Source organism: Variovorax sp. J31P179 (assembly GCF_030316985.1).
GTDB classification, from domain to species: Bacteria; Pseudomonadota; Gammaproteobacteria; order Burkholderiales; family Burkholderiaceae_C; genus Variovorax; species Variovorax ginsengisoli_B.
Genome location: NZ_JASZYL010000030.1, coordinates 1 through 24,607, shown reverse-complemented (window position 1 = coordinate 24,607; position 24,607 = coordinate 1). Strand labels below are relative to the sequence as shown.

At 69.4% G+C, this 24,607-nt stretch carries 26 protein-coding genes; 11 read left to right on the top strand and 15 right to left on the bottom strand.

What is annotated here, in order from left to right:
- The first annotated feature begins 185 nt into the window (after positions 1 to 185).
- Both rocF and QTI17_RS34510 read left to right on the top strand, forming a co-directional pair.
- Positions 186 to 1,097 carry an arginase gene (rocF, locus tag QTI17_RS34515; RefSeq protein WP_286538662.1) on the top strand — a complete coding sequence of 304 codons (912 nt, stop codon included), beginning with the start codon at positions 186 to 188 and terminating at the stop codon, positions 1,095 to 1,097.
- 137 nt (positions 1,098 to 1,234) lie between these two features.
- Positions 1,235 to 1,624, top strand: a complete 390-nt coding sequence (locus QTI17_RS34510; RefSeq protein WP_286538661.1) for a response regulator — start codon at positions 1,235 to 1,237, stop codon at positions 1,622 to 1,624.
- Between the two features lie 12 nt (positions 1,625 to 1,636).
- Here the strand turns inward: QTI17_RS34510 and QTI17_RS34505 are convergent, their stop codons facing one another.
- From QTI17_RS34505 to QTI17_RS34490, 4 genes are all read right to left on the bottom strand, one after another.
- Positions 1,637 to 2,272 (bottom strand): DUF2242 domain-containing protein, encoded by a 636-nt coding sequence (locus QTI17_RS34505; protein ID WP_478140799.1) that lies wholly within the window; start codon positions 2,270 to 2,272, stop codon positions 1,637 to 1,639.
- A gap of 262 nt (positions 2,273 to 2,534) precedes the next feature.
- Positions 2,535 to 3,161: a nucleoside/nucleotide kinase family protein gene (locus tag QTI17_RS34500; RefSeq protein ID WP_436411551.1), complete on the bottom strand. Its 627-nt coding sequence runs from the start codon at positions 3,159 to 3,161 to the stop codon at positions 2,535 to 2,537.
- Positions 3,158 to 4,432, bottom strand: coding sequence for a Glu/Leu/Phe/Val family dehydrogenase (locus tag QTI17_RS34495; protein WP_286538658.1), 1,275 nt, complete (start codon positions 4,430 to 4,432; stop codon positions 3,158 to 3,160). Before QTI17_RS34495 ends, QTI17_RS34500 begins: the two co-directional genes overlap by 4 nt.
- An 84-nt stretch (positions 4,433 to 4,516) precedes the next feature.
- Positions 4,517 to 7,471 (bottom strand): L-glutamate gamma-semialdehyde dehydrogenase, encoded by a 2,955-nt coding sequence (locus tag QTI17_RS34490; RefSeq protein WP_286538657.1) that lies wholly within the window; start codon positions 7,469 to 7,471, stop codon positions 4,517 to 4,519.
- A 91-nt stretch (positions 7,472 to 7,562) separates the two neighbouring features.
- Here QTI17_RS34490 and QTI17_RS34485 point away from each other — a divergent pair, with 91 nt between their 5' ends.
- On the top strand, positions 7,563 to 8,045 hold the full coding sequence (locus QTI17_RS34485) for an Lrp/AsnC ligand binding domain-containing protein (protein WP_286538655.1): 483 nt from the start codon (positions 7,563 to 7,565) through the stop codon (positions 8,043 to 8,045).
- Here the strand turns inward: QTI17_RS34485 and QTI17_RS34480 are convergent.
- Positions 8,042 to 8,965 carry a LysR family transcriptional regulator gene (locus QTI17_RS34480; protein WP_286538653.1) on the bottom strand — a complete coding sequence of 308 codons (924 nt, stop codon included), beginning with the start codon at positions 8,963 to 8,965 and terminating at the stop codon, positions 8,042 to 8,044. The two genes, QTI17_RS34485 and QTI17_RS34480, sit on opposite strands and share 4 nt — an antisense overlap.
- A 127-nt stretch (positions 8,966 to 9,092) precedes the next feature.
- Between QTI17_RS34480 and QTI17_RS34475 the strand changes: the two genes are divergently transcribed.
- A complete protein-coding gene (locus QTI17_RS34475; protein ID WP_286538652.1) occupies positions 9,093 to 9,809 on the top strand; it encodes an SDR family NAD(P)-dependent oxidoreductase in 717 nt (238 codons plus the stop codon).
- A 6-nt stretch (positions 9,810 to 9,815) separates the two neighbouring features.
- Complete coding sequence (locus QTI17_RS34470) at positions 9,816 to 10,034, top strand: tautomerase family protein (RefSeq protein ID WP_286538651.1); 219 nt, start codon at positions 9,816 to 9,818, stop codon at positions 10,032 to 10,034.
- On the opposite strand, the gene QTI17_RS34465 is transcribed toward QTI17_RS34470, so the two are convergent.
- The 3 genes from QTI17_RS34465 to QTI17_RS34455 are packed head-to-tail and all read right to left on the bottom strand — an operon-like array spanning position 10,035 to position 13,181.
- A complete protein-coding gene (locus QTI17_RS34465; RefSeq protein WP_286538650.1) occupies positions 10,035 to 11,279 on the bottom strand; it encodes a metal-dependent hydrolase family protein in 1,245 nt (414 codons plus the stop codon).
- Between the two features lie 7 nt (positions 11,280 to 11,286).
- Complete coding sequence (locus QTI17_RS34460) at positions 11,287 to 11,799, bottom strand: GAF domain-containing protein (protein ID WP_286538649.1); 513 nt, start codon at positions 11,797 to 11,799, stop codon at positions 11,287 to 11,289.
- 14 nt (positions 11,800 to 11,813) lie between these two features.
- On the bottom strand, positions 11,814 to 13,181 hold the full coding sequence (locus tag QTI17_RS34455) for an MFS transporter (RefSeq protein WP_286538648.1): 1,368 nt from the start codon (positions 13,179 to 13,181) through the stop codon (positions 11,814 to 11,816).
- 129 nt (positions 13,182 to 13,310) lie between these two features.
- On the opposite strand from QTI17_RS34455, the gene QTI17_RS34450 reads away from it, so the two are divergent.
- The gene (locus QTI17_RS34450) at positions 13,311 to 14,231 is read left to right on the top strand and encodes a LysR family transcriptional regulator (RefSeq protein WP_286538647.1); all 921 of its coding nucleotides are present in this window, start codon (positions 13,311 to 13,313) and stop codon (positions 14,229 to 14,231) included.
- On the opposite strand, the gene QTI17_RS34445 is transcribed toward QTI17_RS34450, so the two are convergent.
- Positions 14,228 to 14,914: a YggS family pyridoxal phosphate-dependent enzyme gene (locus QTI17_RS34445; protein WP_286538646.1), complete on the bottom strand. Its 687-nt coding sequence runs from the start codon at positions 14,912 to 14,914 to the stop codon at positions 14,228 to 14,230. The genes QTI17_RS34450 and QTI17_RS34445 overlap by 4 nt on opposite strands.
- A 39-nt stretch (positions 14,915 to 14,953) precedes the next feature.
- On the opposite strand from QTI17_RS34445, the gene QTI17_RS34440 reads away from it, so the two are divergent.
- From QTI17_RS34440 to QTI17_RS34430, 3 genes are all read left to right on the top strand, one after another.
- Complete coding sequence (locus QTI17_RS34440) at positions 14,954 to 15,997, top strand: type IV pilus twitching motility protein PilT (protein ID WP_286371030.1); 1,044 nt, start codon at positions 14,954 to 14,956, stop codon at positions 15,995 to 15,997.
- Between the two features lie 34 nt (positions 15,998 to 16,031).
- On the top strand, positions 16,032 to 17,168 hold the full coding sequence (locus tag QTI17_RS34435) for a PilT/PilU family type 4a pilus ATPase (protein WP_286538645.1): 1,137 nt from the start codon (positions 16,032 to 16,034) through the stop codon (positions 17,166 to 17,168).
- A 288-nt stretch (positions 17,169 to 17,456) separates the two neighbouring features.
- Positions 17,457 to 18,377, top strand: a complete 921-nt coding sequence (locus tag QTI17_RS34430) for an NAD(P)-dependent oxidoreductase (protein WP_286538644.1) — start codon at positions 17,457 to 17,459, stop codon at positions 18,375 to 18,377.
- A 9-nt stretch (positions 18,378 to 18,386) separates the two neighbouring features.
- Here the strand turns inward: QTI17_RS34430 and QTI17_RS34425 are convergent, their stop codons facing one another.
- Entirely contained in the window at positions 18,387 to 19,175 is a 789-nt protein-coding gene (locus tag QTI17_RS34425) for a BON domain-containing protein (protein WP_478140806.1), read from the bottom strand.
- Positions 19,176 to 19,373: 198 nt separating this feature from the next.
- Here QTI17_RS34425 and QTI17_RS34420 point away from each other — a divergent pair, with 198 nt between their 5' ends.
- Positions 19,374 to 20,852: a patatin-like phospholipase family protein gene (locus QTI17_RS34420; RefSeq protein ID WP_286538643.1), complete on the top strand. Its 1,479-nt coding sequence runs from the start codon at positions 19,374 to 19,376 to the stop codon at positions 20,850 to 20,852.
- An 18-nt stretch (positions 20,853 to 20,870) separates the two neighbouring features.
- On the opposite strand, the gene QTI17_RS34415 is transcribed toward QTI17_RS34420, so the two are convergent.
- The gene (locus QTI17_RS34415; protein ID WP_286521942.1) at positions 20,871 to 21,500 is read right to left on the bottom strand and encodes an SIS domain-containing protein; all 630 of its coding nucleotides are present in this window, start codon (positions 21,498 to 21,500) and stop codon (positions 20,871 to 20,873) included.
- Between the two features lie 66 nt (positions 21,501 to 21,566).
- The gene (locus QTI17_RS34410; RefSeq protein WP_286521941.1) at positions 21,567 to 21,965 is read right to left on the bottom strand and encodes a YraN family protein; all 399 of its coding nucleotides are present in this window, start codon (positions 21,963 to 21,965) and stop codon (positions 21,567 to 21,569) included.
- Here QTI17_RS34410 and rsmI point away from each other — a divergent pair.
- Complete coding sequence (gene rsmI, locus QTI17_RS34405) at positions 21,965 to 22,912, top strand: 16S rRNA (cytidine(1402)-2'-O)-methyltransferase (RefSeq protein ID WP_286538642.1); 948 nt, start codon at positions 21,965 to 21,967, stop codon at positions 22,910 to 22,912. The two genes, QTI17_RS34410 and rsmI, sit on opposite strands and share 1 nt — an antisense overlap.
- Before the next feature lie 22 nt (positions 22,913 to 22,934).
- Here rsmI and QTI17_RS34400 read toward each other — a convergent pair whose 3' ends face one another.
- From QTI17_RS34400 to QTI17_RS34390, 3 genes are read right to left on the bottom strand one after another with little or no spacing between them, the layout of a single operon-like run.
- Positions 22,935 to 23,663, bottom strand: coding sequence for a glutathione S-transferase (locus QTI17_RS34400; RefSeq protein WP_286538641.1), 729 nt, complete (start codon positions 23,661 to 23,663; stop codon positions 22,935 to 22,937).
- Positions 23,664 to 23,714: 51 nt separating this feature from the next.
- The gene (locus tag QTI17_RS34395) at positions 23,715 to 24,095 is read right to left on the bottom strand and encodes a hypothetical protein (RefSeq protein WP_286538640.1); all 381 of its coding nucleotides are present in this window, start codon (positions 24,093 to 24,095) and stop codon (positions 23,715 to 23,717) included.
- Complete coding sequence (locus QTI17_RS34390) at positions 24,092 to 24,460, bottom strand: hypothetical protein (protein ID WP_286538639.1); 369 nt, start codon at positions 24,458 to 24,460, stop codon at positions 24,092 to 24,094. The genes QTI17_RS34395 and QTI17_RS34390 overlap by 4 nt, the downstream gene beginning before the upstream one ends.
- Between the last annotated feature and the right edge of the window lie 147 nt (positions 24,461 to 24,607).

Below are 24,607 nucleotides of genomic sequence, written 5' to 3'. Positions count from 1 at the left end.
CTTCGGTGAATGTGTCAGGTCCGCGCATCGGAGCAGGTTTCGTGGGTCTGCAAAGACAACGCCTCAGGCCCAATTTCGGGGGACCATCCGGTGAGGTATTTCAGCAACCTGTTAGCCGTCGCGGTTGCCGGTTGTCATCCCGGTGCGCTACCGTAGCGCCTGGACAGGCAACTGGAGAGCCGCGCATGACCCGCACCCTTCGACTGACAGGCGCCCCGACCGACATCGGCGCCAGCACCCGCGGCGCCGGCATGGGGCCCGACGCGCTGCGCGTGGCGGGGCTCGCCAACACGCTGGCGGGCCTCGGCTTCGAGGTGATCGACGGCGGCAACCTGGCCGGGCCGGGCACGCCCTGGGAGGTGCCGGCCGAAGGACTGCACCATCTCCCCGAAGTGATCGCATGGAACCGGCTGGTCTACGACGCCGTCGACCAGGCCCTTGAGGCGAAGCAGCTCCCCATCCTGCTGGGCGGCGACCACTGCATTGCGGTCGGCTCGATCAGCGCGATCGCCCGCCACGTGCGCCAGCGCCGGCAGAAGCTGCGGGTGCTGTGGCTCGACGCCCATACCGACGTCAACACCGAGACCACCAGCCCGAGCGGCAACATGCACGGCATGCCGGTCTCGTGCCTGCTCGGCCATGGGCCGGCCGCGCTCACCGGCTGGAGCGGCGAGCCGGCGGCGCTGGCGCACGACGCGATCCGCTTCCTCGGCATCCGCAGCGTCGACGCCGAGGAGAAGTCGGCGATCCGCTCGCTCGGCCTCGGCGTCTTCGACATGCGCCACATCGACGAGCACGGCATGCGCACCACGATGACCGAGGCGCTGCAGGATGTCGACGACGACACCCACTTGCACGTGAGCTTCGACCTCGACTGCCTCGACCCCGACTATGCGCCGGGCGTCGGCACCGGCGTGCGCGGCGGCCCGACCTGGCGCGAGATGCAGCTGTGCATGGAAATGATCGCCGACACCGGACGGCTGGGCTCGCTCGACGTGGTTGAGCTCAATCCGGCGCTCGACGTACGCAACCGGACGGCGGAAATCGCGGTCGAGCTGATCGAAAGCCTGTTCGGCAAGTCGACGCTGGTGCGTTGAGCCGACCCGCGACCGCCCTCGCGCAAGCCTGCGACATCGCGCACCGGGCCGCTTTCCTACGCATAAAGGCGCGTTCGCGGAAGCCCGCTCGCCGCCGGCGGTCGCTAGAGTCGTGGTCCCCCGGACAGAACACGACGATGCCAACCAACGGACCAACGACAGAGGAGCAGCGCGCCAGGGGCCTGCGCGTGCTGGTGGTGGAAGACGATGCCGACGCCTTGTCGGCCACCGTCGAGATGCTGCAGCTTTTGGGCCACTGGGCCACCGGGGTCCGCAGCGCCGAGAGCGCCAAGGACCGCTTCTACGACAAGGCCTTCGACGTCCTGATGACCGACGTCGGGCTGCCTGCGCTTTCCGGCCTCGACCTGGCGGACATCCTGCGGACCCGCCACCGGGTCGACCGGCTCGGCATCATCTTCGCCAGCGGCCGGCCGCCGCCGGAGACACCGATACCCGGCGCGCTGTGGCTGCAGAAGCCCTTCAGCATCGAACAGCTGGAAGCCGCGCTGGCCCGGACCGCCGCCTGAGCGGAGGCACCCTCAGCCCCGCGTCGGCGACAGCGGCACCGGCCGCAACGGCGCCTCGATCAGCGGCTGCGGCGTCACCACCGGCGAGGCCTCGGCCGGCTTGCCCTCGGCCGCGGCCGGCAGGAAGCGGTCGATCAGCGAGAAGAAGCGGTCGTAGAAGCGCTCGTCGGTCAGCGTTTCGCTCGCCACCTTGACCAGCGCATCGTCGCTGGAGCTGAACGGCAGCGACAGCGAGCCGATCGCGCCGACGCCGACGCTGGCCGAATTGTTGGTCTTTTTCACCCCATAGCGGTCCTGCAGCGCGCTGGCGAAGGCGATCGTGCGGCGCCCGCCGTCGCCGCGCTGGCTGTCGCGCGCGCAGACCACGCGGAACTCGACTTCGACGTGCACCTCGGCGGCCGGCTGGAAGCTCTTGCGGCCGGTCACCAGGTCGGCGGTGCCCGCGGTGATCATGTAGCCCTGGCTCAAGAGCGCACGCCGCGCGGCCTCGCAGGTCTGGGCCTCGGTCGCGGGGTAGCTGCGCGTATGGGTGGTGGTGGAGTCGAACTCCTCGGGCTCGTAGTAGACCCGGGTCGGCGAGCTGCAGCCGGCGATGGACAAGGACAGCAGCAGCAGCGCGACGGCGGCGCGGCAGGACGGAAGGCGCATGGCAGGCATGGAGTGGTCGAAGTGCGAATGATAGGCCGGCGCCGGGCCGCCCCAAGGCGGCCTGCGGCCCCCTTGGGGGGCAGCGACACACGAAGTGAGGAGCGTGGGGGCAAGCGATAGGCCGGCGCCGGGCCGCCCCAAAGCGGCCTGCGGCCCACCTTGGGGGGCAGCGACACACGAAGTGAGGAGCGTGGGGGCAAGCCAGCAAGCCGCGGGAGCGCGGCCCGGCTTGGACATCGGCGGCGGCGCCGCGTTCCCCGGTTCAGTCGGCCAGGCGAAGTATGTGATGCGCCCGTGCCCGCGTGGCGGCGATCCGCGCCGCATTGGGCTCGTCGGTCTGCGCCACCCAGGCCCGCGCGGCCTCCGGGCTGCGGCCGAACTGCTGATGGCGACGCAGCAGGCGTTCGATGCGCAGCCGGTCGTCGACCTCCACGTACCAGACCTCGTCGAGCAGCGGCGCCACCCCGGCCCAGGGGCCCTCTTCCAGCAGCAGGTAGTTGCCCTCGGTGATCACCAGCGGCGTCTCGGGCCGGACCGCGATCGCGCCGGCCACCGGCTCCTCGATCTCGCGCCGGAACTCGGGCGCATAGACGACCTCGCCGGCCGGCTGGTTGCGCAGCCGCTGCAGCAGCGCGACGTAGCCGGCGCTGTCGAAGGTGTCGGGCGCGCCCTTGCGCCCGGCGCGGCCGAGCCGGCCCAGCTCGGCGTTGGCGAGGTGGAAGCCGTCCATCGGCACCACCTGGGCACGGCCCGGCAAGGCGTCCAGCAGCGCCTGCGCCACGGTCGACTTGCCCGAACCCGGTGCGCCGACCAGCCCGAGCAGCTTGCGCCCCCCGCCGGCCAGCAGGGCCTCGAGGCGGGCCCGTTCGGCCGTTCGCAACCCGGTCACGGGTACAGGCCACGCTCCTGGCGCGCCATCAGTATCCGCTCGCAGGCCACCGCGTAGGTGGCGGTGCGCAGCGTGATCTTGTGCTTGTCGGCGGTGTCCCAGATGTTGTTGAGCGCGTTCATCATGATGCGGTCGAGCCGCACGTTGATCTCGTCCTCGTCCCAGAAGAAGGAGGAGAAGTCCTGCACCCACTCGAAGTAGCTGACCGTGACGCCGCCGGCGTTGCAGATCACGTCGGGCACCACCAGCACGCCGCGTTCGGCCAGGATGTCGTCGGCGGTCGGCACGGTCGGGCCGTTGGCGCCTTCGAGCACCAGCCGGGCCTTGGTCTTCTGGGCCCGTTCGGCCGTGATCTGGCCTTCGAGGGCGGCCGGGATCAGGATGTCGCAGGCGACTTCCCAGAAGGCCTCGTTGTCGATCACGTCGCCGCCCTTGAAGCTCACGGCACCGCCGTCGGTGCGCGAGGCCGGCACCAGCCCGGCGAGATCGAGGCCGTTCTCGTTGACGATGGTGCCCGTGTGGTCCTGCACCGCCACGATCTTCGCGCCGGCCTCGGCGAACAGCTCGGCCGCCACCGAGCCCACGTTGCCGAAGCCCTGCACCGCGACGCGGGCGCCGCGCAGGTCGAGCCCGAGCCGGCGCGCCGCCTCGCGGCCGGTCACGAAGACGCCGCGGCCGGTGGCCTTGACCCGGCCCAGCGAGCCGCCCAGGTGCAGCGGCTTGCCGGTGACGACGCCGGTGGCGGTGCCGCCGACGTTCATCGAATAGGTGTCCATCATCCAGGCCATGATCTGGGCGTTGGTGTTGACGTCGGGCGCCGGGATGTCGGAATGCGGGCCGATGATGATGCCGATCTCGCTGGTGTAGCGGCGCGTGACCTTCTCGAGTTCCTTGAGCGAGAGCTTCTTCGGGTCGACCCGGATGCCGCCCTTGGCGCCGCCGTACGGCAGGTTGACCGCGGCCGTCTTGACCGTCATCCAGGCCGACAGCGCCATCACTTCTTCCAGCGTGACGTCAGGGTGGAAACGCACGCCGCCCTTGCCCGGGCCGCGCGACAGGTTGTGCTGCACCCGGTAGCCCTCGAAATGGGCGATCGAGCCGTCGTCCATCTCGATCGGCACGTCGACGATCAGCGCCCGCTTCGGGCGCTTGAGGGTCTCGGCCCAGCGGGCCAGGTCCCCGAGGTAGGGGATGACGCGATCGACCTGCGACAGGTAGGTGCCCCAGGGGCTGTTGGCGGTCGGCTGGACGTAGGAGAGTACGGAACTCATGGCGATCCTTGGTGTTGAACGGACAGGCGCCACGATAGTCTTGGTGCGCTCCTCGCGCCATGCCTATGCGCGTTGCTTTGGCGTTTATGCGATGGCGGCAAGCAGCGCCGCGTTGCCGCCCGCGGCGGTGGTGTTGATGGTGAGCGTTTGCTCCGCACAGAAGCGCAGCAGGTAGTGCGGGCCGCCGGCCTTCGGGCCGGTTCCGCTGAGCCCCTCGCCGCCGAACGGCTGGACGCCGACGACCGCCCCGATGATGTTGCGGTTGACATAGACGTTGCCCACATGGGCGCGCGCCGCCAGCGCCAGGGCCCGGCTGTCGATGCGGGTCTGGATGCCCAGCGTGAGCCCGAAGCCCAGCCGGTTGACGGCCTCGATCACGGCCTGGGGCTCGCCCGACCAGCGAACCACCTGCAGCACGGGGCCGAAGATCTCGTCGCTGACCCGGTCGATGGCCGGCACCTCGTAGGCGTGGGGCGGGATCAGGTTGTCGATCCCCGGCGGCGCGTCGGCCGGCGCCACCAGCCGGGTGGCCTCCGAATCCAGCCGCCGCAGGTGCCGCCGGATGTTGTCGAAGGCCTCGCGGTCGATCACCGGCCCGACATCGGTGGCCAGCAGGGCCGGATCGCCGGCGGCCAGTTCGCGGGCCGCACCGCGGATCATCTCGATCACCGGGTCGGCGATGCCCTCGTGCAGCAGCAGCAGCCGCAGCGCCGAGCAGCGCTGGCCGGCCGAGCGGAAGGCGCTCTGCACCACGGCATCGACCACCTGCTCGGGCAGCGCGCTGGAGTCGACCAGCATGGCGTTGATGCCGCCGGTTTCGGCGATCAGCGGCACGATCGGGCCGTCCTTGGCCGCCAGTGCGCGGTGGATGATCTTGGCCACCTGCGTCGACCCGGTGAACACCACGCCAGCCACGCCGGGCGCCGCGACCAGCGCGGCACCGACGGTTTCGCCCGGCCCGTGCAGCAGTTGCAGCGCCTCGGCCGGCACGCCGGCGGCGTGCAGCAGCCGCACCGCTTCCAGGGCGACGGCCGGCGTCTGCTCGGCTGGCTTGGCCAGCACCGTGTTGCCGGTGGCGAGCGCGGCCGCTACCTGGCCCAGGAAGATCGCCAGCGGGAAGTTCCACGGGCTGATGCAGACCCAGGGGCCGCGGCCGGTCAGGCGCAGCTCATTGCTCTCGCCGGTCGGCCCGGGCAGCGCGACCGGCTGCATCAGCCGCTCGGCCTCGTCGGCGTAGTAGCGCAGGAAGTCGACCGCCTCGCGCACTTCGGCCACCGCGTCGCCCCAGGTCTTGAAGGCTTCCTTGACCAGCAGGGCGCAGAAGCGCGGCAGTTCGGCCTGCAGCGCGTCGGCCGCGTGGCGCAGCACGGCGGCGCGGCGCGCGACTGGCGTCCGGTTCCAGCTGCGCCAGGCCGCGGCCGCGGCGCCCACCGCTGCTTCGGCGCGCTGGGCATCGAACGCCGGCACCGCCGCCACCGTCGTGGCCGCGTGGGCCGCCAGCAGCGGCGCGCGCATCGCCTCGACCGCGAGATCGACGCCGCTGCTGTTGCGGCGGGCGGGCACCGGGCCATAGAGCTCGGGCGGCAGCGGCAGCGAGACATGGCGATCGAGCCAGAGCGGCGAGACCAGCAGCTCGTCCATGCCGACCGACTCGTCGCCGAGCTGGTTCACGAAGGACGAGTTGGCGCCGTTCTCGAGCAGCCGGCGCACCAGGTAGGCCAGCAGGTCCTTGTGCCGGCCGACCGGCGCGTAGACGCGCACCGGCACGGTGGTGCTCTTCATCACCTCGCGGTAGATGCCCTCGCCCATGCCGTGCAGCCGCTGCAATTCGAATGGAACGCTGCCCGCCATCGCCAGGATCGCCGCGATCGTGCCCGCGTTGTGGGTGGCGAACTGCGGGTAGATCGCATCCGGCGCCGCCAGCAGCGCCCGCGCGCAGGCCAGGTAGCTGAGGTCGGTGTGGTGCTTGTGCGTGAAGACCGGGTAGTGCGGCAGCCCGAGTTCCTGGGCCCGCTTGATCTCGGCGTCCCAGTAGGCGCCCTTGACCAGCCGGCACATCAGCCGCAGCTTGTGCTTGCGGGCGATCCCGGTCACGTGCTCGACCAGTTCCAGCGCCCGCGTCTGGTAGGCCTGCATCGCCAGGCCGAAGCCGCGCCACTGCGGCTTCTCGGCCGCCACCCTGGCCGCCAGCGCCTCGAACACGTCGAGCGAGAGCTCGAGCCGGTCGACCTCCTCGGCATCGATCGTGAGGTTGAGATCGGCATCGGCCGCCAGCAGGCACAGCTGCCAGACGCGCGGCACCAGCTCGCGCATCACCCGCGCGTGCTGGGCGTCTTCGTAGCGCGGATGCAGCGCGCTGAGCTTGATCGAGATGCCGTCGTTCTGCTCGGGCGTGCCGTCGCGGTCGGCGCCGGCGGCGATCGAGCGGATCGCGTTCACGTAGCTGTCGAGGTAGCGCAGCGCATCGGCATCGGTGCGGGCGCCCTCGCCCAGCATGTCGTAGCTGAAGCGCAGCGCCGAGTGCTTGCGATGCGCCGAGCGAGCCTCGGCCATGCCCTCCTCGATGGTCTGGCCGAGCACGAACTGGCGGCCCAGCAACTGCACTGCGCGCAGGGTCGCGGCGACCACGGTGCGGGCGCCGAGCCTGACCATCAGGCCCGGCTCGGCCTCCTGCTCGGGCAGGAATTTCTTCGACAGCGCGATCGCCGAGGACGACAGGCGCGCCAGGGTCGAATCGGCGCTGCTGTCGAAGTTGGCGCGGCCCAACTGGTCGGCGGTCAGCGCGATCGCGGTCTCGGCGTCGGGCACCCGCAGCAGCGCCTCGGCCAAGCGCATCAGGGCCAGGCCCTCGGCGCTCGAGATCGGGTATTCGCGCAGCAGGCTCTCCATGGCCCAGAACGGCGGCGGGCTGTGGCGCACGGCGCGCACCCAGGGCGTGGCGACGGGCACGATGGCCGCCCAGTCGAGCGCGCCCTTCAGCGAGACGAGGCGGTGCGAGACGATGTCGGCTTCGGGGCGGTAGGGGCTGGGCAGGCGCATGGCGAAAACTCCGGTGGTCGATGCGGCGATGCTCCGCCTTCCACCACCGAGTTATTCACCAAATTTCAGCTGTTCACCAGATAATTCTCTAGTGACCAATGAATCGACCACCGATCTCGACCGCATCGACATGAAAATCCTGAAAGTTCTTCAGGAAGACGGGCGAATCTCGAACCTCAAGCTGGCCGAGACCGTGGCGCTGTCGCCGACCGCCGTGCTGGCCCGGGTGCAGCGGCTGGCGCGCGACGGCTTCATCCTCGGCTACGAGGCCCGGCTCGATCCGCACAAGCTGGGCCGCGGCTTCACGGTCTTCGTCGAGGTGCTGCTCGACCGCACCACGCCCAATGTGTTCGACGCTTTCAAGGCCGCGGTGCAGGTGCGCGACGAGATCATGGAATGCCACATGGTCGCCGGCGGCTTCGACTACCTGCTCAAGACCCGCATGGCCGACATGACGGCCTACCGCGACTTCGCCGGCACGGTGCTGTGGCAGTTGCCGGGCGTGCGCGAGACGCGGACCTATGCGGTGATGGAAGAAGTGAAGAGCAGCGCGCGGATTCCGCTGCCGGGCTAGGAAGCTGCCTGGGCCGAACGCTGGCCGAGCAGGTAATCGACGAAGGCGCGCACTCGCAGCGGCACGAAGCGCCGGTGCGGATACAACAGGCTGTGCGGCCGCGAACGGCCGCCGAAATCCTGCAGCAGCTCGACCAGCCGGCCGGCGCGCAGGTCTTCCTCGACGACGAAGCGATAGGCCTGGAACACGCCGGCACCGTGGCGCGCCAGCGTGGCGCCGGCGGTCACGTCGTCCGAACACGCATAGCCGCCGGAGGTCTGCAGCTCGAGTTCCTGGCCGTCGCGCCGGAACAGCCACGGAATGGCGCGTCCGCTGCTGGGCAATTCGAACTGGATGCATTCATGCGCCTGCAGTTCGTCGAGCGTCACGGGCGTTCCGTGGCGCCGCAGATAGTCGGGCGAGGCGACGACCACCAGCGGCGTGTCCTCCAGAAGGCGCGAAACCAGGCTCGAGTCGGCGGTCGCCCGGGCCCGTATCGCCAGGTCGTAGCCCTCTTCCGCGAAGTCGATGTTGCGGTTGCTGACGTTGACCTCGACCTTCACGGCCGGAAAGCGCTCGCGGAAGCCCGGCAGCAGCGGCAGCAGGCGGTAGTGGCCGTAGGTGGTCGGCGCGCTGATGCGCAGCAGGCCGGACGGCGCGACCTGGTGGCCGGAGGCCTCCCGCTCGGCCTCGACCAGCTGGTTCAGGGCTTGCCGGCACTGCTCGAAATAGCCGCGCCCGGCCTCGGTCAGGCGCATCTGCCGCGTCGTCCGCGTGAAGAGCCGCACGCCCAGGCGCTCCTCCAGCCGTGACACCGAACGGCTGACCGCCGCCGGCGTCACCGAAGCGGTCGCGGCCGCGGCCGTGAAGCTGCCCTGCTCGGCCGCCAGGCAGAACAGTTCGATGCTGCCCAGCATCACGTCGTCGAATTGTCGATTCATGGCGCTTCGCTCCGTTGGTTTACCTATTCATTACATCATGTATTGATAGATGTACTTATCACCCGCTTTATCCAACGAAAGCACATCAATACAGTCGAGTCCTCCACTCCACTTCAAAGGACTCGTCATGACAGAAAGCAATTCCAAGGTCGCCGTCATCACCGGCGCCTCCAGCGGCATCGGTGCCGCGCTCGTCAAGGCCTATCGCCGGGCCGGCTTCCGGGTCGTCGCCAATTCGCGTTCGATCGCCGCGAGCAACGACCCGGGCGTCCTGGCGATCGCCGGCGACGCCGCGGACCCCGCGACGGCCGCGCGGATCTTCAGCGAGGGCGTGGACCGCTTCGGCCGCATCGACACGCTGGTCAACAACGCCGGAATCTTCACGGCCAAGCCGTTCACCGCATTCACCCCCGAGGACTGGGCGGCGAACATCGGCACCAACCTGGCCAGCTTCTTCCACATCAGCCAGCTGGCGCTGAAGCGGATGGAAGCCCAGGGGTCGGGCCACATCGTCCAGATCACGACCAGCCTCGCGGACCAGCCGATCAACGGCGTGCCGTCGGTGCTGGCGTCGCTGACCAAGGGCGGCCTGAACGCCGCCACCAAGTCGCTGGCCATCGAGTACGCGTCGCGCGGCATCCGCGTGAATGCGGTGGCCCCCGGCATCGTCAAGACGCCTATGCATCCGCCGGAGACCCATGCGGCGCTCAGCGGCCTGCATCCGCTGGGCCGGATGGGTGAAATGGAAGAGATCGTCGACGCGGTGCTGTTCCTCGAGAACGCGAAGTTCGTGACGGGCGAGATCCTTCACGTCGACGGCGGGCAGGCCGCAGGTCACTGGTGATCCGCCATGCCTTACATCAGGATCGAGATCACGCGCGAAGGCGTGACCCAGGAACAGAAGAAGCAGCTGATCGCCGGCGCCACCGAGCTGATGGTGCGCGTGCTCGACAAGGATCCGGCCACCACCTTCGTCGTGATCGACGAAGTGGACCTGGACAACTGGGGGGTGGGCGGCCGGCCGGTGGTCGAGTGGCGACGGCAACAGGCGGCGGCCCGGGGCGGGTGACTATTGCAGTTCGTCGAACTGGATCACGCCTTCCTTCATGACCAGCGGAATCCGCTCGCCCTGCCCCAGCAGGCAGCTCACATCCGCCAGCGGATTGCCGTCGACGACCAGGAGGTCCGCCAACGCACCGGGCACCAGGCGACCCAGCCGGTCGCTCATGCCGAGCACCTCCGCACCGACGACGGTCGCGCTGGCCACGGCCTCGGCCGCCGACAGCACCTCGGCACGCAGGCGGAATTCGTTGCTCTGCAGGCGCTGCGATTCCCCCAGCAGGTCGGAACCGAACCCCATCTTTACGCCGGCCGCCTTGAAGATCTCCAGCGAGCGCAGGCCCGCTTCGCGCACGTCCGCCACCTTCGCCACGCTTTCCTGCGGCAGGCCGTAGCTTTCGCCCTCGCTGGCCAGCGCGTCGTAGGTGACGAGCGTCGGCACGGCAAAAGCGCCCGCTTGCGCCATCAGCGTGGCGGTCGGCGCATCGACCAGGTTGCCATGCTCGATCGTGCGGACGCCGCATCGCACCGCCCGCGCGATGGCGGCGGCCGTGTAGGCGTGCGCCAGCACGTAGGTGCCGCGCGCCCGGGCCTCGTCCACGATGGCGCGGATTTCGTCCTCGCAGTAGCCGAAGGCGCCCACCGGATCGGTCGGCGAGGCAACGCCGCCGGAGGCCATGATCTTGATCTGGTCGGCGCCCATCTGCAGCTCTTCCCGGGCGGCCTTGCGCACCGCGTCGACGCCGTCGACCACCCGCGCCAGCGCACCCACGCGCACACAGCAGGCGCACGTGGGGTCGCCCATGTGATCTGAGCGCGCGCGCATGTCGCCGTGCCCGCCGGTCTGGCTCAGCGCGCGCCCCGACACGAACAGCCGGGGCCCCTGCGCCAGCCCCGACTCCACCGCCTGCTTGAAAGCGAAGCCGGCGCCGCCGGCGTCGCGCACCGTGGTGAAGCCACGACGCAGCATGCCGCGCAGAATGGGCACGCTGCGCAGAGTCACCAGCACATTGGGCATGTGCACCTGGCGCGCGAGGTTGAGTTCGACCGCCACCACGTGGACGTGCAGGTCGATCAGCCCGGGCATCACGGTCTTGCCCTTGACATCGATGACCCGCGCGGCGCTGGTGCTGATCGGCCGGTCCGAGATCTCCTTCACCAGGCCTTGCTCGACCAGGATGTCGCGGTCTTCCTGCAACTCGCCGAGCAGGGGATCGAGCAGGCGGGCGTTCTTGAAAAGTACGGCAGTGGACATGGCGGCCTCAGGAAGACGAGTGGGTCGGACGTTGCAGTGCCATGACGGCCGGCAGCGCCAGTTGCGCGAGCACGGTCGCCCGCGCCACATGATGGTCGCCGTACCAGTCCTCCTGGTGGAGCAGGTTGAGCGTCCCCAGGGTCTGGCCGCGCCAGCGCAGCGGGATGTTCAACACGCTGCTGCAGCCCAGCGAGAGAATCAGGGCGTGATCGAAGAACACCTCGCGGATGTCATCCGCGTTGCGGCCGATGTACGGCAGCCCCTGCCCCATGACTTGCTGCATCCATGGTGAATCGGTGACCGGCTTGCGCCCTTGCACCGGGTATGCGTCGGGCATGTTGCTGTAGATCCGCTCCGATTCCCGCGCAGTGCGGTGGTGAACCAGGATCGTGAACAGCCGGTGCCCGATCGCGGTCGCCGCCGCCTTGTCGATGGCCTCGAAGGTGGCTTGCGGCTGGCGCGCGTCGTCGTGGGCGCGGGCCACGCCCGCCAGCAAAGGGTCGAAATCGATGGTCGTCATGCGTGTGCGTCTCCTCAGGAAAGTTCGGTCGCGGCAATGTCTTCGAGCGAGCGGCCGCGCGTCGGGACGCCCATGACCATGACCGCGGCCGAGCCCAGCAGGAGCACGGCCGTCGTCATCCCGAAGACGCCGCCGAAGCCGAGCTTCGGGTAGATGAAACCGACCAGGATCGGCGCCGTGATGCCGCCAATGCGCCCGATGGCCGACGCCAGGCCGGCCCCGGTGGCCCGGACCTGGGTCGGGAACACCTCGGGCGTGTAGGCGTACACGCCCGCGTAGGTCCCGTTCATGAAGAACGACAGCAGCACCCCCGCCACCATGATCTGGCTGTCGCTGTGCGTGAACGCGAGCCCCAGGGCCGCGACGCCGCCCAGCAGCATGTAGCTGACGATGGTGGCCTGGCGGCCGATCCGGTCGTTGAGCCAGGCGGCCGAGAAATAACCCGGCACCTGCGCCATGTACATCACCAGCGAATAGCCGAAGCTCCGGGTGATCGTCATGCCGTTCTGCACCAGCAGGCTGGGAATCCAGGTGAAGAAGGAGTAGTAGCTGAAGGTGATCGACAGCCACATCAGCCAGGTCATGCTGGTGGTGCGCAGCAGCTTGCGCGAGAGCAGCGTGGCGTAGTTCTGCCACAGGCCGCCGCGGCGGCTGCTGGGCGGCGGCGCGGCGACGTCGGCCGGGTCGAGCGCGGGCAGCGCCTGCCCGCGCTGCGCGAAGCCGGCCTCGACCTTGTCCATGATCGCCTGGGCCTCGGCCACCCGCCCCTGGCTCTCCAGCCAGCGCGGCGACTCCGGCAGCGCACGGCGCCACCACAGCAGCATCACCACCGGCGTCGCGGTGATGAAGATCACGATGCGCCAGCCGTCGGGATGCGCCGGCACGATCAGGTAGCCGAGCACGGCAGCGGCGACGAAGCCGAAGGAAAAGAACCCCGCCAGCGCTCCGGTGAAGGCGCCGCGATAGCGGCGCGCCACGAATTCCGACAGGTAGGGCGCGATGATCACGCTCTCGGCGCCGGTGCCGAAGCCTGCGACGATGCGCAGCCCGAGAAAACTCGTCCAGTCGTCGACCAGCCCGCTGAACAGCGAGGCCACGCAGTAGACCGCCAGGGCCGACATCATCACCTTGCGCCGACCGATCAGGTCGCCGAGCGAGCCGGCCACCAGGGCACCGAAAAAGAAGCCGATGAAGTTCGCGCTGGCCAGCACGCCGATCTGCACGCTGCTCAGGTCCCAGGCGGTGCGCAGCACCGGCAGCACGAAGGCGATCACGGCCGCGTCCATCGCATCGAAGCTGTAGCCCAGACCGCCGATGAGAAGCAGCCGGCGGTGAAAGCTGGAGAACGGCAAGCGCTCGATTCGAGCCGACAGCATGGTCATGCGAACTCTCTTCCTGATTCGGTAGGCCGACGGAACATCGACGACGGGCCGGATCGTAGGATCGGTGCGCCATAGAGACAAATTTATAGTGATGATGGTATTTATTGACCAGGTGAATGAAGTCGCACAATGAACTACCGCCATGCCGATCTCAATCTGCTGAAGGTCTTCGAGGCGCTGATGACGGAGGGCACCGTCACCCGCGCGGCCGAAAAGCTGTCGCTCACCCAGCCGACAGTCAGCAACGCCTTGCGCCGGCTGCGCGACACCTTCGACGACCCCCTGTTCGTGCGCAGCGGCGCCGGCGTCAAGCCGACCCGGCGCGCGCTCGATCTGTGGGAGCCGCTGGCGCAGTCACTGCACGCGATCCGCTCGACGCTGGACAGCGAACGCTTCGATGCGGTGCAGAGCACGGCCAGCCTGAGCATCGCGATGTCCGACTACGTGGCCAGCATCGTGGTGCCGCGGCTGGCCGCGAAGCTGAGCCGGTCGGCGCCGTCGATGCAGATCCACACCATTCCCAACACGCTGGTGGACTTCGGCCCGGTGCTGGCCGACAACCGGGCCGATTTCGCGATCAGCGTCTACAACGAAGAGGTGCAGCGGCCGGCCTTCCTCAAATCGCGGGCGCTGTGGTCGCCCGGCTTCGTCTGCGTGATGCGCGCCGGACATCCGCTCGATCGCAGCGAGCGGATTCCGTTGAAGAAATTCCTCGCCGCGCGCCACGTCGACGTCAGCCTGGCGGGCAAGACCTTGCCGAGCTACGACGTCTTTCTGCGCAGCCGCGGGATGCAGCGCAACCTGGTCGTCACCGTGAACCACTACGCCGCCGCCTACGACGTGGTGCGCCGCTCCGACCTGATCGCCGTGCTGCCGTGGTCGCAAGCGCTGGAGCCCGAACGGATGGCCGGGCTGCGCCATGCACCGGTCCCGCTGGAGGCGCCACCGCGCGTGATCGAGTTGTTCTGGCACCAGCGCCACGAAAGCTCGGCGCTGCACCAGTGGCTGAAAAACGTCGTTCTGGGCTTGTTCGAAAAGCCCCGGACCTAGCGCTGCCCGAAGATCGCCGTCCCGATTCGAACCATCGTGCTGCCCGCCGCCACCGCGGCCTCCAGGTCCGCCGACATCCCCAGCGACAAGGTGTCGACCTCGATCCCCGCCCCTCGAATCTGCTCGAAAACCGCCGCCGCACGCAGGAAAAGCGCCCGCTGCGACTCGAAATCGGCCGCCGGCTCCGGGATCGCCATCAGCCCGCGCAGCCGCAAACGTGGCAAAGCCGCCACGGCCTGCGCCAGTGCCAGCGCGTCTTCCGGCGTCACGCCGGACTTGTTCGCGCCGCCATCCACGTTGACCTGCAGGCAGACCGAAAGCGGCGGCAGGTGCGCCGACCGCTGCTCGGCCAGCCGCTCGGCGATCTTCAGCCGGTCGATGCTGTGCACCCAGTCGAAATGCTCGGCCACCACCCGCGTCTTGTTGCTCTGCAGAGGGCCGATGCAGTGCCATTCGAGCTCTGCGCGAAGATCGGCCAGGGCCTCGATCTTGCCCACGCCCTCCTGCACATAGTTCTCGCCGAAGGCCCGCTGGCCGGCCCCATGCGCCGCGCGCACCGCCGCGGCGTCGAAAGTCTTGGACACCGCGAGCAAGCGCACGCTCGCCGGATCACGTCCGGCGGCCGTGCAGGCCGTCACGATCCGGGTCCGAACTTGCTGGAGCTTGTCGCCAATCATCGTCATAATCTTCAAAGTCGTATCAAAACGTCACCGAGGAACTGCGTGGACATTACCCAACTGCTCGCCTTCAGCGTCAAGAACAAGGCGTCCGACCTGCACCTCTCGGCCGGGCTGCCGCCCATGATCCGGGTCCACGGCGACGTGCGCCGCATCAATGTCGACGCGCTCGATCACAAGGCCGTGCACGCCATGGTGTACGACATCATGAGCGACACGCACCGCAAGCACTACGAAGAGTTCCTGGAGGTCGACTTCTCGTTCGAGATCGACGGCCTGGCGCGCTTCCGCGTCAACGCCTTCAACCAGTCGCGCGGCGCTGCTGCCGTTTTCCGGACCATTCCGTCGAAGATCCTCACGCTCGAGCAGCTCAACGCACCGAAGATTTTCGGCGATCTGGCGCTCAAGCCGCGCGGCCTGGTGCTGGTCACCGGCCCGACCGGTTCCGGCAAGTCGACCACGCTGGCGGCGATGATCAACTACCTGAACGAAACCGAGTACGGCCACATCCTCACGGTCGAGGACCCGATCGAGTTCGTCCACGACTCCAAGAAGTGCCTGATCAACCAGCGCGAGGTCGGGCCGATGACGCTGTCGTTCGCCAATGCGCTGCGCTCCGCGCTGCGCGAGGACCCGGACGCGATCCTGGTCGGCGAAATGCGCGACCTCGAGACCATCCGGCTGGCGATGACCGCGGCCGAGACCGGCCACCTGGTGTTCGGCACCCTGCACACCTCGTCGGCGGCCAAGACCATCGACCGGATCATCGACGTCTTCCCGGGCGAGGAAAAGGAAATGATCCGCGCCATGCTGTCGGAGTCGCTTCAGGCGGTGATCTCGCAGACCCTGTGCAAGACCAAGGACGGCCAGGGCCGCGTGGCGGCGCACGAGATCATGCTGGGCACGCCCGCCATCCGCAACCTGATCCGCGAAGGCAAGGTGGCGCAGATGTATTCGTCGATCCAGACCGGCAGCGGCCAGGGCATGCAGACGCTCGACCAGAACCTCACCGACCTGGTGAGGCGCAGTGTCATTTCCGCCGCCGAAGCGCGCGGAAAGGCCAAGATCCCCGAGAATTTCCCCGGCTGACCCAGCCCTTGCCCAGCCGCACCGGAGTACCGTCATGGAACGCGATCAAGCCAGCCAGTTCATCAACGACCTGCTGAAGCTCATGGTGAGCCGCAACGGCAGCGACCTGTTCATCACGGCCGACTTCCCGCCGGCGATCAAGGTCGACGGCAAGGTCACCAAGGTGTCGGCCCAGGCCCTCGGCGCCCAGCACACGCTGGCGCTCACGCGCTCGGTCATGAACGACCGCCAGACGGCCGAGTTCGAGCGCACCAAGGAGTGCAACTTCGCGATCTCGCCGACCGGCATCGGCCGCTTCCGCGTCAATGCCTTCGTGCAGCAGGGCAAGGTCGGCATGGTGCTGCGGACCATCCCCGCCAAGCTGCCGACCATCGACGGCCTCGGCATGCCGCAGGTGCTCAAGGACGTGGCGATGACCAAGCGCGGCCTGACCATCCTGGTCGGCGCCACCGGCTCGGGCAAGTCGACCACGCTGGCCGCGATGATCGACTGGCGCAACGAGAACTCCTACGGCCACATCGTGACGGTCGAGGACCCGGTCGAGTTCGTGCACCCGCACAAGAACTGCGTGGTGACGCAACGCGAAGTCGGCATCGACACCGACAGCTGGGAGGCGGCGCTCAAGAACACGCTGCGCCAGGCGCCCGACGTGATCCTGATGGGCGAAATCCGCGACCGCGAGACGATGGAGCACGCGGTCGCATTCGCCGAGACCGGCCACCTCTGCATGGCCACCCTGCACGCCAACAGCGCCAACCAGGCGCTCGACCGGATCATCAACTTCTTCCCCGAGGAGCGCCGCGCCCAGCTGCTGATGGACCTGTCGCTGAACCTGCGCTCGCTGGTCTCGCAGCGGCTGATCCCGACCGAGGACGGCCACGGCCGCATCGCCGCGGTCGAGATCCTGCTGAACACGCCGCTGATCTCCGACATGATCTTCAAGGGCGAGGTCGGCGAGATCAAGGAGATCATGAAGAAGAGCCGCAACCTGGGCATGCAGACCTTCGACCAGGCCCTGTTCGATCTCTTCGAGGCCAATGCGATCACCTTCGAAGACGCGATCCGCAACGCCGACTCGGCCAACGACCTGCGGCTGCAGATCAAGCTGAACAGCCAGCGCGCGCGCACGACCGACCTTTCGGCCGGCACGGAGCACTTCGCGATCGTCTGACTCGACTCGCCCCCAGGTTGGGCTCACTGCGTGTAGCCCGCCCACCCCCTGCCGGGGGCAACACCAGCGGCCCGGCGAAGCCGGTTCCGCGGTGTTTCACCAACGGGCCTGGCTGCGCCGGCCGGTGAATGCAGGCGCGGTGGTTGTTCTTCGGCGGCGCGCAGCGCCCGCCCGTTGGTGGGCAGTCGCGGAACCGGCTTTACCGGGCCGCCGACTGCGCCCCCGGTCGGGGGTGGGCGCCCGGACACGAAGTGCCGGGCAACCTGGGGGCGAGCTAAAGTACGCCCCATGAGCAGCCTCAACCCCAAAACCTACGACCCCGTCCCTTCGCAGAAGGTCGCCTTCCTCGGCCTCGGCGTGATGGGCTACCCGATGGCCGGGCATCTCGCGCTGGCCGGCCACCACGTCACGGTCTACAACCGCAGCGCGGCCAAGGCCCACGACTGGGAGACCGAATTCGCGCCCCAGGCCCCGGCGTCCGTGAGCCACTCGGCCACGCCGCGCGGCGCCGCGTCCAATGCCGACATCGTGTTCTGCTGCGTCGGCAACGACGACGACCTGCGCTCGGTGGTGCTCGGCGAGAACGGCGCCTTCGCGGGCATGGCCCCGGGCGCCGTGTTCGTCGACCACACGACCGCCTCGGCCGACGTCGCGCGCGAACTGTCGAAGGCGGCGCTCGAACGCGGCCTGCAGTTCATCGACGCCCCGGTCTCAGGCGGCCAGGCCGGGGCCCAGAACGGCGCGCTGACCGTCATGTGCGGCGGCGACGCCGCCACCTTCGACAAGGTCAAGCCCGTCGCCGCGGCCTTCGCTCGCGCCGTCACGCTGCTGGGCGCCAGCGGCGCCGGCCAGCTCGCGAAGATGGTCAACCAGATCGCGATCGCGGGCCTGGTCCAAGGGCTGTCGGAAGCGATCGCCTTCGGGCAGCGGGCCGGCCTCGACATGAACGAGGTGCTGGCCGTGATCGGCAAGGGCGCCGCGCAGAGCTGGCAGATGGACAACCGCGGCAAGACCATGATCGAAGGCAAGTTCGATTACGGCTTCGCTGTCGACTGGATGCGCAAGGACCTGGGCCTGGTGCTCGACGAAGCCAAGCGCAATGGCGCCCGGCTGCCGGTCACCGCGCTGGTCGACCAGTTCTACGCCGACGTGCAGCAGGCCGGCGGCCGGCGCTGGGACACCTCGAGCCTGATCACGCGCCTGAAATAAGGCTGCGTTTCAGCGCACCGGCGAGGTCGTGACGCCGCCGCTGGCCGGTGGCGTCGACGACGACGGCAGCGGGGGCAGCGGCTCCATCGGCGGCAGCGGCACGCTCGAACGCGAGGCCGGTGCGCTGCCCGCGGGTGTGCCCGTGCCGCCGGGCTGGCCCTGCGGCTGCTGCTGTTGCTGCTGCAGCTGGTTTTGCAGTTCCGCTTCGCTGACGATCTCCACCACGCGCACCACCTTCGTGACGCCGGAGACGCCGCGTGCGATGTCGGTCGCGCGATCGGTCTCTCGGCGGGTCGCGATGCCCATCAGGTAGACCGTGCCGCGCTCGGTCACGACCTTGAACGAGTTGGCGAAGATGTCCTTGGCATCGAGCAGCGAGGCCTTGACCTTGCCGGTGATGAAGGTGTCGTTGGAGCGTTCCTGGAAGGTGCTCGGCGGCCCGACCACCAGTTCGTTGACCACCGAGCGAACGTTGTCGACGCGCCGCACGACGTCTTCGACGCGGCGCTTGTCGGCCTCGCTGCCGACCGTGCCGGTGAGCAGCACCTGGCGGTTGAAGCTGGTGATGCTCACGTACATGTTGTCGTTGGCGATCTCGCGCACGCGGGCGCCGCCACGCAGCTCGATCGCCTGGTCGTCGACCTGCGCGCCCGAGCTGCGCCGGTCGGTCGCCACCATGCCGACACCGGCCGCCGCTGCCCCGCCCACCACCAGCGGCACGCAGGCTGTGAGACCGGCGACGAGTACGGCGCCTGCGGTCAAAGCCATCGCGATGCGTTGAGTGGATGTGGTCTTCATGGGTGTTGGCCTTCCGGTGCGTTGTGTCCGCGGCGAGTTTAGCCCAGGGTATTGCGCCCCCCGTTACCGGCTGTCATGGCCGGGCGTGCCATCGGCATGTCGCGCCTCTTGCCTACAATTCGGCGCGGTGGATGGCGCATATGTTGCATGGTCCGCATCCGGCATTCGATATCGAACCGTTCGAGCAAGGAAGGCATCGTGAATCAATCCATCGCGCGTCCGGCCGCGCTGCGCCGGATGTCCGCCGCAGTGGCCGCGCTGCTGCTGGCCGGGTGCAACGCGCTGGCCCCGGTCAACCCGCCGATCGCGAAGGTCGACTTCGACAGCGGCTACCGGGTCAACCGGATGCTGAAGCGCCAGCACGAAGGCGTCACCAACGACCCGCACACGGTGTTCATGCTGACCTTCTCGGGCGGCGGCACGCGGGCCGCGGCGTTCTCGTACGGCGTGCTCGAGGAACTGCGGCGCACCGATGTCATGGTCGGAGGCGTGCAGCGCAATCTGCTCCAGGAAGTGGATGCCATTTCGGGCGTCTCGGGCGGCAGCTTCACGGCGCTGGCCTACGCGCTCTACGGCGACCGGCTGTTCACCGAGTACGAGCCGCGCTTCCTGAAGCGCGACGTGCAGGGCACGCTGACCTGGCGCGCGCTCAATCCGCTCAACTGGTTCAGCCTCGGCAGCGGCCTGTACGGACGCTCCGAACTGGCGGCCGATTACTACGACGAGATCCTGTTCAACGGCGCCACCTTCGCCGACCTGCTCAAGCTTCCGACGCCGGTGACCGCGGTCACCGGCACCGACCTCTCGACCGGTGCCCGCTTCCAGTTCTCGCAGGAGCAGTTCGACCTGATCTGCTCCGACCTCGGCACGGTGCGGCTGGCCCGGGCCGCCGCGACCTCCTCGGCCGTGCCCGCCGTGCTGTCGCCGGTCACCTACTACAACTACGGCGGCCAGTGCGGCGCCACCCTGCCGCCCTGGGTCCGCGACGTCACCCGGCCCGACTCGCCCGCGCGCCCCGCCGGCCGCGCGCTGCTGCGCTATCGCGACATCAAGAACTTCGAGGACAGCAAGAACCGGCCCTACCTGCACGTGGTCGATGGCGGCGTCTCCGACAACCTGGGGCTGCGCGGCCTGCTCGAGGCCCTCGAGGAGCTCGAGGCCAGCCCTTCCTTCCAGCGCCAGGCGGGATTCGACGAGATCCGGCGCATCGTGGTCGTGGTGGTCAATTCGCGCTCGGCGCCGGCCACCGACTGGGACCGCAAGGCGCGCGCGCCAGGCATCGTGGCGCAACTGCTGCAGTCGTCGAGCGTGCCGATCGACCATTTCTCCTACGAGTCGGTCGAACTGCTGAAGGACATCGCCCAACGCTGGGCCGACAAGCGCGACCTCAAGGTGGCCGAGCTGCGGCTGTCCGGCATGTCGCGCGCGCAGGCCGAGGCGGCAGTGCCGACGCTGAGCTTCGATGCGATCGACGTCAGTTTCGACGCCATCGAAGACCCCGAAGAGCAGCGCTACTTCATGAATCTGCCGACCAGCTTCGTGCTGTCGGCCGAAGAGGTCGACCGGCTGCGCGCGCTGGGCGGGAGGCTGCTGCGCGAATCGCCGGGCTATCGCGATCTGCTCGACCGGATCAGCGACCGCAAGGCACCCGCCAAGGCCGGGGCGCCATCGCAGTAGCGGGACGACCGGGCGCGCTCAGGCCGAGGAAGAGTCGCTGTCCTGGTCACCGAGCAGCTGCGCATCGACGCCGTCGCACAGGCAGTGCAGCACCAGCAGGTGGATCTCGTGGATGCGCGCCGCGCGCTCGTGCGGCACGCAGACCTGGACATCGGTCTCGCGCAGCGCACGGCCCACGGCGCCCCCGGTCCCGCTGCCCGAAGGCGCCGCGTTGCCGAGCAGGGCCACCACGGTCATGTCGCGCGCATGGGCCGCCTCGACCGCCGCCAGCACGGCGGCGGACTGGCCGCTGACGCTCAGCACCAGCAGCACGTCGCCGGCCTGGCCCAGGGCGCGCACCTGGCGCGCGAAGCGATCGGCGCCCAGCGATTCGGCCGTGTCCGCGGCGGGGTCGGTGGCATCGCCGGGCAGCGCGATCGCGGCCAGCTCGGGGCGGTCGCGCTCGAAGCGGCCGACGAACTGGGCCGCGAACTGCGCCGCCAGGAAGCCGGAAACGCCGGCCCCGCAGGCGAGGATCTTGCCGCCGCTGGTGACGCAGGCCAGCAAGGCCTGCATGGCTTGGGAGATCGGTTTGCCGAGCAGTGGCCCGGCCTGGTATTTGAGGTCCGCACTGTCGATGAAGTGCTGCTGAATCCGTTGCTCTAGCATTTGGCCCGGATGATAACTGCGGGTTTCCACCCTGGGACTGAAACAAAACGTGAGCAGCCGCCCGGTTCAGCCGGCATCGAACGCGGCCTGGAGCCACTCGATGCGTTCTTCGACCAGCACGACGTCGAAGCGGCACGGCGGCAGCACGCGCAGCCGGCTGATGTAGTGCTGTGCCGCGAAGACGATGCGGCGCTGCTTCACGCCGGTGATGCTGCCGCCGGCGCCTCCGTGCGTCGCGCTGGAACGGCCGCGGACCTCGACGAACACCAGCGTGCCGTCGCGCGGATCGCGCATGATGAGGTCGATCTCGCCGCCGCCGCGGCCGGGGGTTCGATAATTGCGCGCGACCAGCCCGAGGCCGGCCGCCTGCAGGTGTTCGAGCGCGGCGTCTTCGGCCGCGTCGCCGCGCTGCTTGGTCGTCGGCAGCGATGTCCGCCCCGCCGCCTTGTTCTGGAGATAAGCCATTGACTTCCATCGCTCCCGCTTCGTTCGGCGCCGCCCTGCTCGCCGCGCGTGATGCCGCGGGTTCGCAGCATTATCCGCAGGCGACCCTTTACGTGGTCGCGACGCCGATCGGCAACCTGGCGGACATCACGCTGCGCGCCCTGCACGTGCTGCAAATGGTCGACGCGGTCGCCTGCGAGGACACGCGCCACACGCAGAGCCTGCTGCGGGCCTATGGCATCGACCGCCCGGGCGCGCAGCTGCTGGCCCTGCACCAGCACAACGAGAGCGAGGCCGCGCAGACGGTGATCGCTCGGCTGGCCGCGGGCGAGCGCATCGCCTACGTCAGCGACGCCGGCACGCCCGGCGTCAGCGACCCGGGCGCGCGGCTGGTGGCCGCGGCACGTGACGCCGGCCATCGCGTGCTGCCCCTGCCGGGCGCCAGCAGCGTGACCACCCTGGTCGGCGCCGCCGGGCTGGTCGCCGCCGGCGACGCGGGCAGCGCCTTCGTGTTCGGCGGCTTCCTGCCGAGCAAGGCGGGCGAGCGCGATGCCGCGGTGCTGCTGCTGGCCGACGAGCCCCGCAGCGTCGTACTGCTCGAGGCGCCGCATCGCATCGAGGCGCTGGCCCGCGCGCTGGCCACCCTCGGCGAGCGCAAGGTCACCGTCGGGCGCGAGCTCACCAAGCAGTTCGAGGAGATCGCCACCGTCGCCGCCGCCGACTTGCCCGGCTGGTTCGCCGCCAGCCGCGACCGCACGCGCGGCGAGTTCGCGCTGGTGCTGCACCCCAAGCCCGCGGCCGTCGACGACGGCATCGAGGGCGAACGCGTGCTGCGGCTGCTGCTGGCCGAACTGCCCGTGAAGACCGCGGTGCGCGTCGCCGCCGAGATCAGCGGCGCCCCGCGCAATGCGCTCTACGAGGCCGCGCTGCGCATGCGCAAGGACGGGGACGAGTCGATCGCCCCCTAGCGCGTCCGCCGACCCGCCGGCATCAGCCGTCGAGTTCGGGGTAGGCGCGGAAGATCCCGTCCTCGTTGAAGGCAATCCGGCGCGAGCTGCGCAGATAGTCGTGCACCCGCTGCCGGCGACCGATGTTGGCATGCAGCTTCACGACCGCCGGGGTGTCGGCCAGGGCCCGCGCGGCGGCCTTGGGGAAGGCATAGCGCAGCCCCGCGACCAGCTGGAACAGCGAGAGGTCGGCGTAGGTGAGGACGTCGCCGACCAGGTGCAGGTCGCCGGACGGATTGCGCTTCAGCACCGTCTCGAACCAGTTCAGGAATTTCGGAATGCGCTCCTCGCGAAAGGCCCTGGCGCGCGCCAGCGCGGCCTCGCGCTGGTCTTCGTAGTAGAGCCCGGTCGACAGCGGATGATGGGTGTCGTGCGCCTCGGCCACGCAATCGGCGACGGTCAGCTGCAGCTGGTGCGTCCAGAGGCCGTCGGCCTCGCCCACGCCCGCGAGCCCGAGGCGCGGACCGAGGTACAGCAGGATCGCCGCGGTCTGGCCGACCACGATGTCGCCGTCGACCAGGAAGGGCGGCGCGAACGAGGGCCGGGGATTGTCCGGATCGTCGAGCCGGCGCCCCAGATTCGATTCGCCGCCGCCCCTGGACGGCGGCTCGCGCGCGACGTCGACATAGGCAGCGCCCGCGGCCTCGAGCGCCAGGCGGACGAATTCGCCGCGGCCCTGGATCGTGGGCCAGTAGTGAAGCTGGTAGGTCAAGCATCCTCCGCACGAAGGGGTGGAACCCGAAGGATACGAGCCTGGCGACCCTCAATTGCGAACGATCGCGTAGGCCGCCACGCCCGCGACCACGCCGGTGCGGCGCGCCCGGTCGCGTGCGCGCATCTCGTCGTCCCAGCGGCGGCGGTCGCACTCCCAGGTGTTGCCGGTGATCCAGAGGCAGTCGGCGTGGCGCTGGTCGGCGCGCTGGCGCTCCGCCGAACCCGCGACCCCGCCGGCCAGCACGCCGGTCACCACGCCGGCACGCTGGGCGTCGCGGCGGTTGTGCCAGTCGTTGTTCCAGTGGTTGTTGTTCCAGCCGCTGTTCCAGTGGTGCGGCGGCGGCCGATGGCGCGAATGGTGGCGCTGTGCATCGGCCGCGCCTGCCGCCACCAGCAGCGCGACGGCGACCAGCGCATGCAGCGTCCTCATGGCTTCTGCACCAGGTCGACGATGCGGGTCTTGGCCGGGTCGGCGGCGGCCGCGCATGCCTTTCCGAGCCGGGTGACCTGGGTGCTGATCCAGTCGCGGGTCAGCTTGCCGACCGCCGGGCCGTTGCGCCCGGTGAGATAGCCGTGCAGCCAGACCATGCCGTTGCCGAGGTAGTCCTGCGCCTCGATGGCACGGCGCCGCTGGGCTTCGCTGGCGTTCTGGCCGGGCAGCACCTGCGACGCCGCGGCATTGAAGTCGGCGCACGACAGGACGGACGCATCGTCCGCCTCCCGCGGCGCCTGCGCCAGCGCGGCCTGCCCCGCGACGAAGAACCCGATCGCTGCCAAAGCCTTGAGTCGATGCATGTCTGCTGCTCCTTGGGCGGCTGCCGCCTTCGCGAACATCCTAGTTGCTCCATCGCGCGGTGCGCGACCCACGGCCCATGAAACGCTGTGTAATTGCGTGCGGCGTCCGGCACAGAGGTCGGTTTGTACTTGGTGCCTCGAACCCGA

What these genes read in the sequence shown, in the direction of transcription:
- rocF (WP_286538662.1), top strand. Translation starts at nt 186, where the DNA reads ATGACCCGCACCCTTCGACTGACAGGCGCCCCGACCGACATCGGCGCC.
- QTI17_RS34510 (WP_286538661.1), top strand. Translation starts at nt 1,235, where the DNA reads ATGCCAACCAACGGACCAACGACAGAGGAGCAGCGCGCCAGGGGCCTG.
- QTI17_RS34505 (WP_478140799.1), bottom strand. Translation starts at nt 2,272, where the DNA reads ATGCGCCTTCCGTCCTGCCGCGCCGCCGTCGCGCTGCTGCTGCTGTCC.
- QTI17_RS34495 (WP_286538658.1), bottom strand. Translation starts at nt 4,432, where the DNA reads ATGAGTTCCGTACTCTCCTACGTCCAGCCGACCGCCAACAGCCCCTGG.
- QTI17_RS34490 (WP_286538657.1), bottom strand. Translation starts at nt 7,471, where the DNA reads ATGCGCCTGCCCAGCCCCTACCGCCCCGAAGCCGACATCGTCTCGCAC.
- QTI17_RS34480 (WP_286538653.1), bottom strand. Translation starts at nt 8,965, where the DNA reads ATGAATCGACAATTCGACGACGTGATGCTGGGCAGCATCGAACTGTTC.
- QTI17_RS34475 (WP_286538652.1), top strand. Translation starts at nt 9,093, where the DNA reads ATGACAGAAAGCAATTCCAAGGTCGCCGTCATCACCGGCGCCTCCAGC.
- QTI17_RS34470 (WP_286538651.1), top strand. Translation starts at nt 9,816, where the DNA reads ATGCCTTACATCAGGATCGAGATCACGCGCGAAGGCGTGACCCAGGAA.
- QTI17_RS34465 (WP_286538650.1), bottom strand. Translation starts at nt 11,279, where the DNA reads ATGTCCACTGCCGTACTTTTCAAGAACGCCCGCCTGCTCGATCCCCTG.
- QTI17_RS34460 (WP_286538649.1), bottom strand. Translation starts at nt 11,799, where the DNA reads ATGACGACCATCGATTTCGACCCTTTGCTGGCGGGCGTGGCCCGCGCC.
- QTI17_RS34455 (WP_286538648.1), bottom strand. Translation starts at nt 13,181, where the DNA reads ATGACCATGCTGTCGGCTCGAATCGAGCGCTTGCCGTTCTCCAGCTTT.
- QTI17_RS34450 (WP_286538647.1), top strand. Translation starts at nt 13,311, where the DNA reads ATGAACTACCGCCATGCCGATCTCAATCTGCTGAAGGTCTTCGAGGCG.
- QTI17_RS34445 (WP_286538646.1), bottom strand. Translation starts at nt 14,914, where the DNA reads ATGACGATGATTGGCGACAAGCTCCAGCAAGTTCGGACCCGGATCGTG.
- QTI17_RS34435 (WP_286538645.1), top strand. Translation starts at nt 16,032, where the DNA reads ATGGAACGCGATCAAGCCAGCCAGTTCATCAACGACCTGCTGAAGCTC.
- QTI17_RS34430 (WP_286538644.1), top strand. Translation starts at nt 17,457, where the DNA reads ATGAGCAGCCTCAACCCCAAAACCTACGACCCCGTCCCTTCGCAGAAG.
- QTI17_RS34425 (WP_478140806.1), bottom strand. Translation starts at nt 19,175, where the DNA reads ATGAAGACCACATCCACTCAACGCATCGCGATGGCTTTGACCGCAGGC.
- QTI17_RS34415 (WP_286521942.1), bottom strand. Translation starts at nt 21,500, where the DNA reads ATGCTAGAGCAACGGATTCAGCAGCACTTCATCGACAGTGCGGACCTC.
- QTI17_RS34410 (WP_286521941.1), bottom strand. Translation starts at nt 21,965, where the DNA reads ATGGCTTATCTCCAGAACAAGGCGGCGGGGCGGACATCGCTGCCGACG.
- QTI17_RS34395 (WP_286538640.1), bottom strand. Translation starts at nt 24,095, where the DNA reads ATGAGGACGCTGCATGCGCTGGTCGCCGTCGCGCTGCTGGTGGCGGCA.
- QTI17_RS34390 (WP_286538639.1), bottom strand. Translation starts at nt 24,460, where the DNA reads ATGCATCGACTCAAGGCTTTGGCAGCGATCGGGTTCTTCGTCGCGGGG.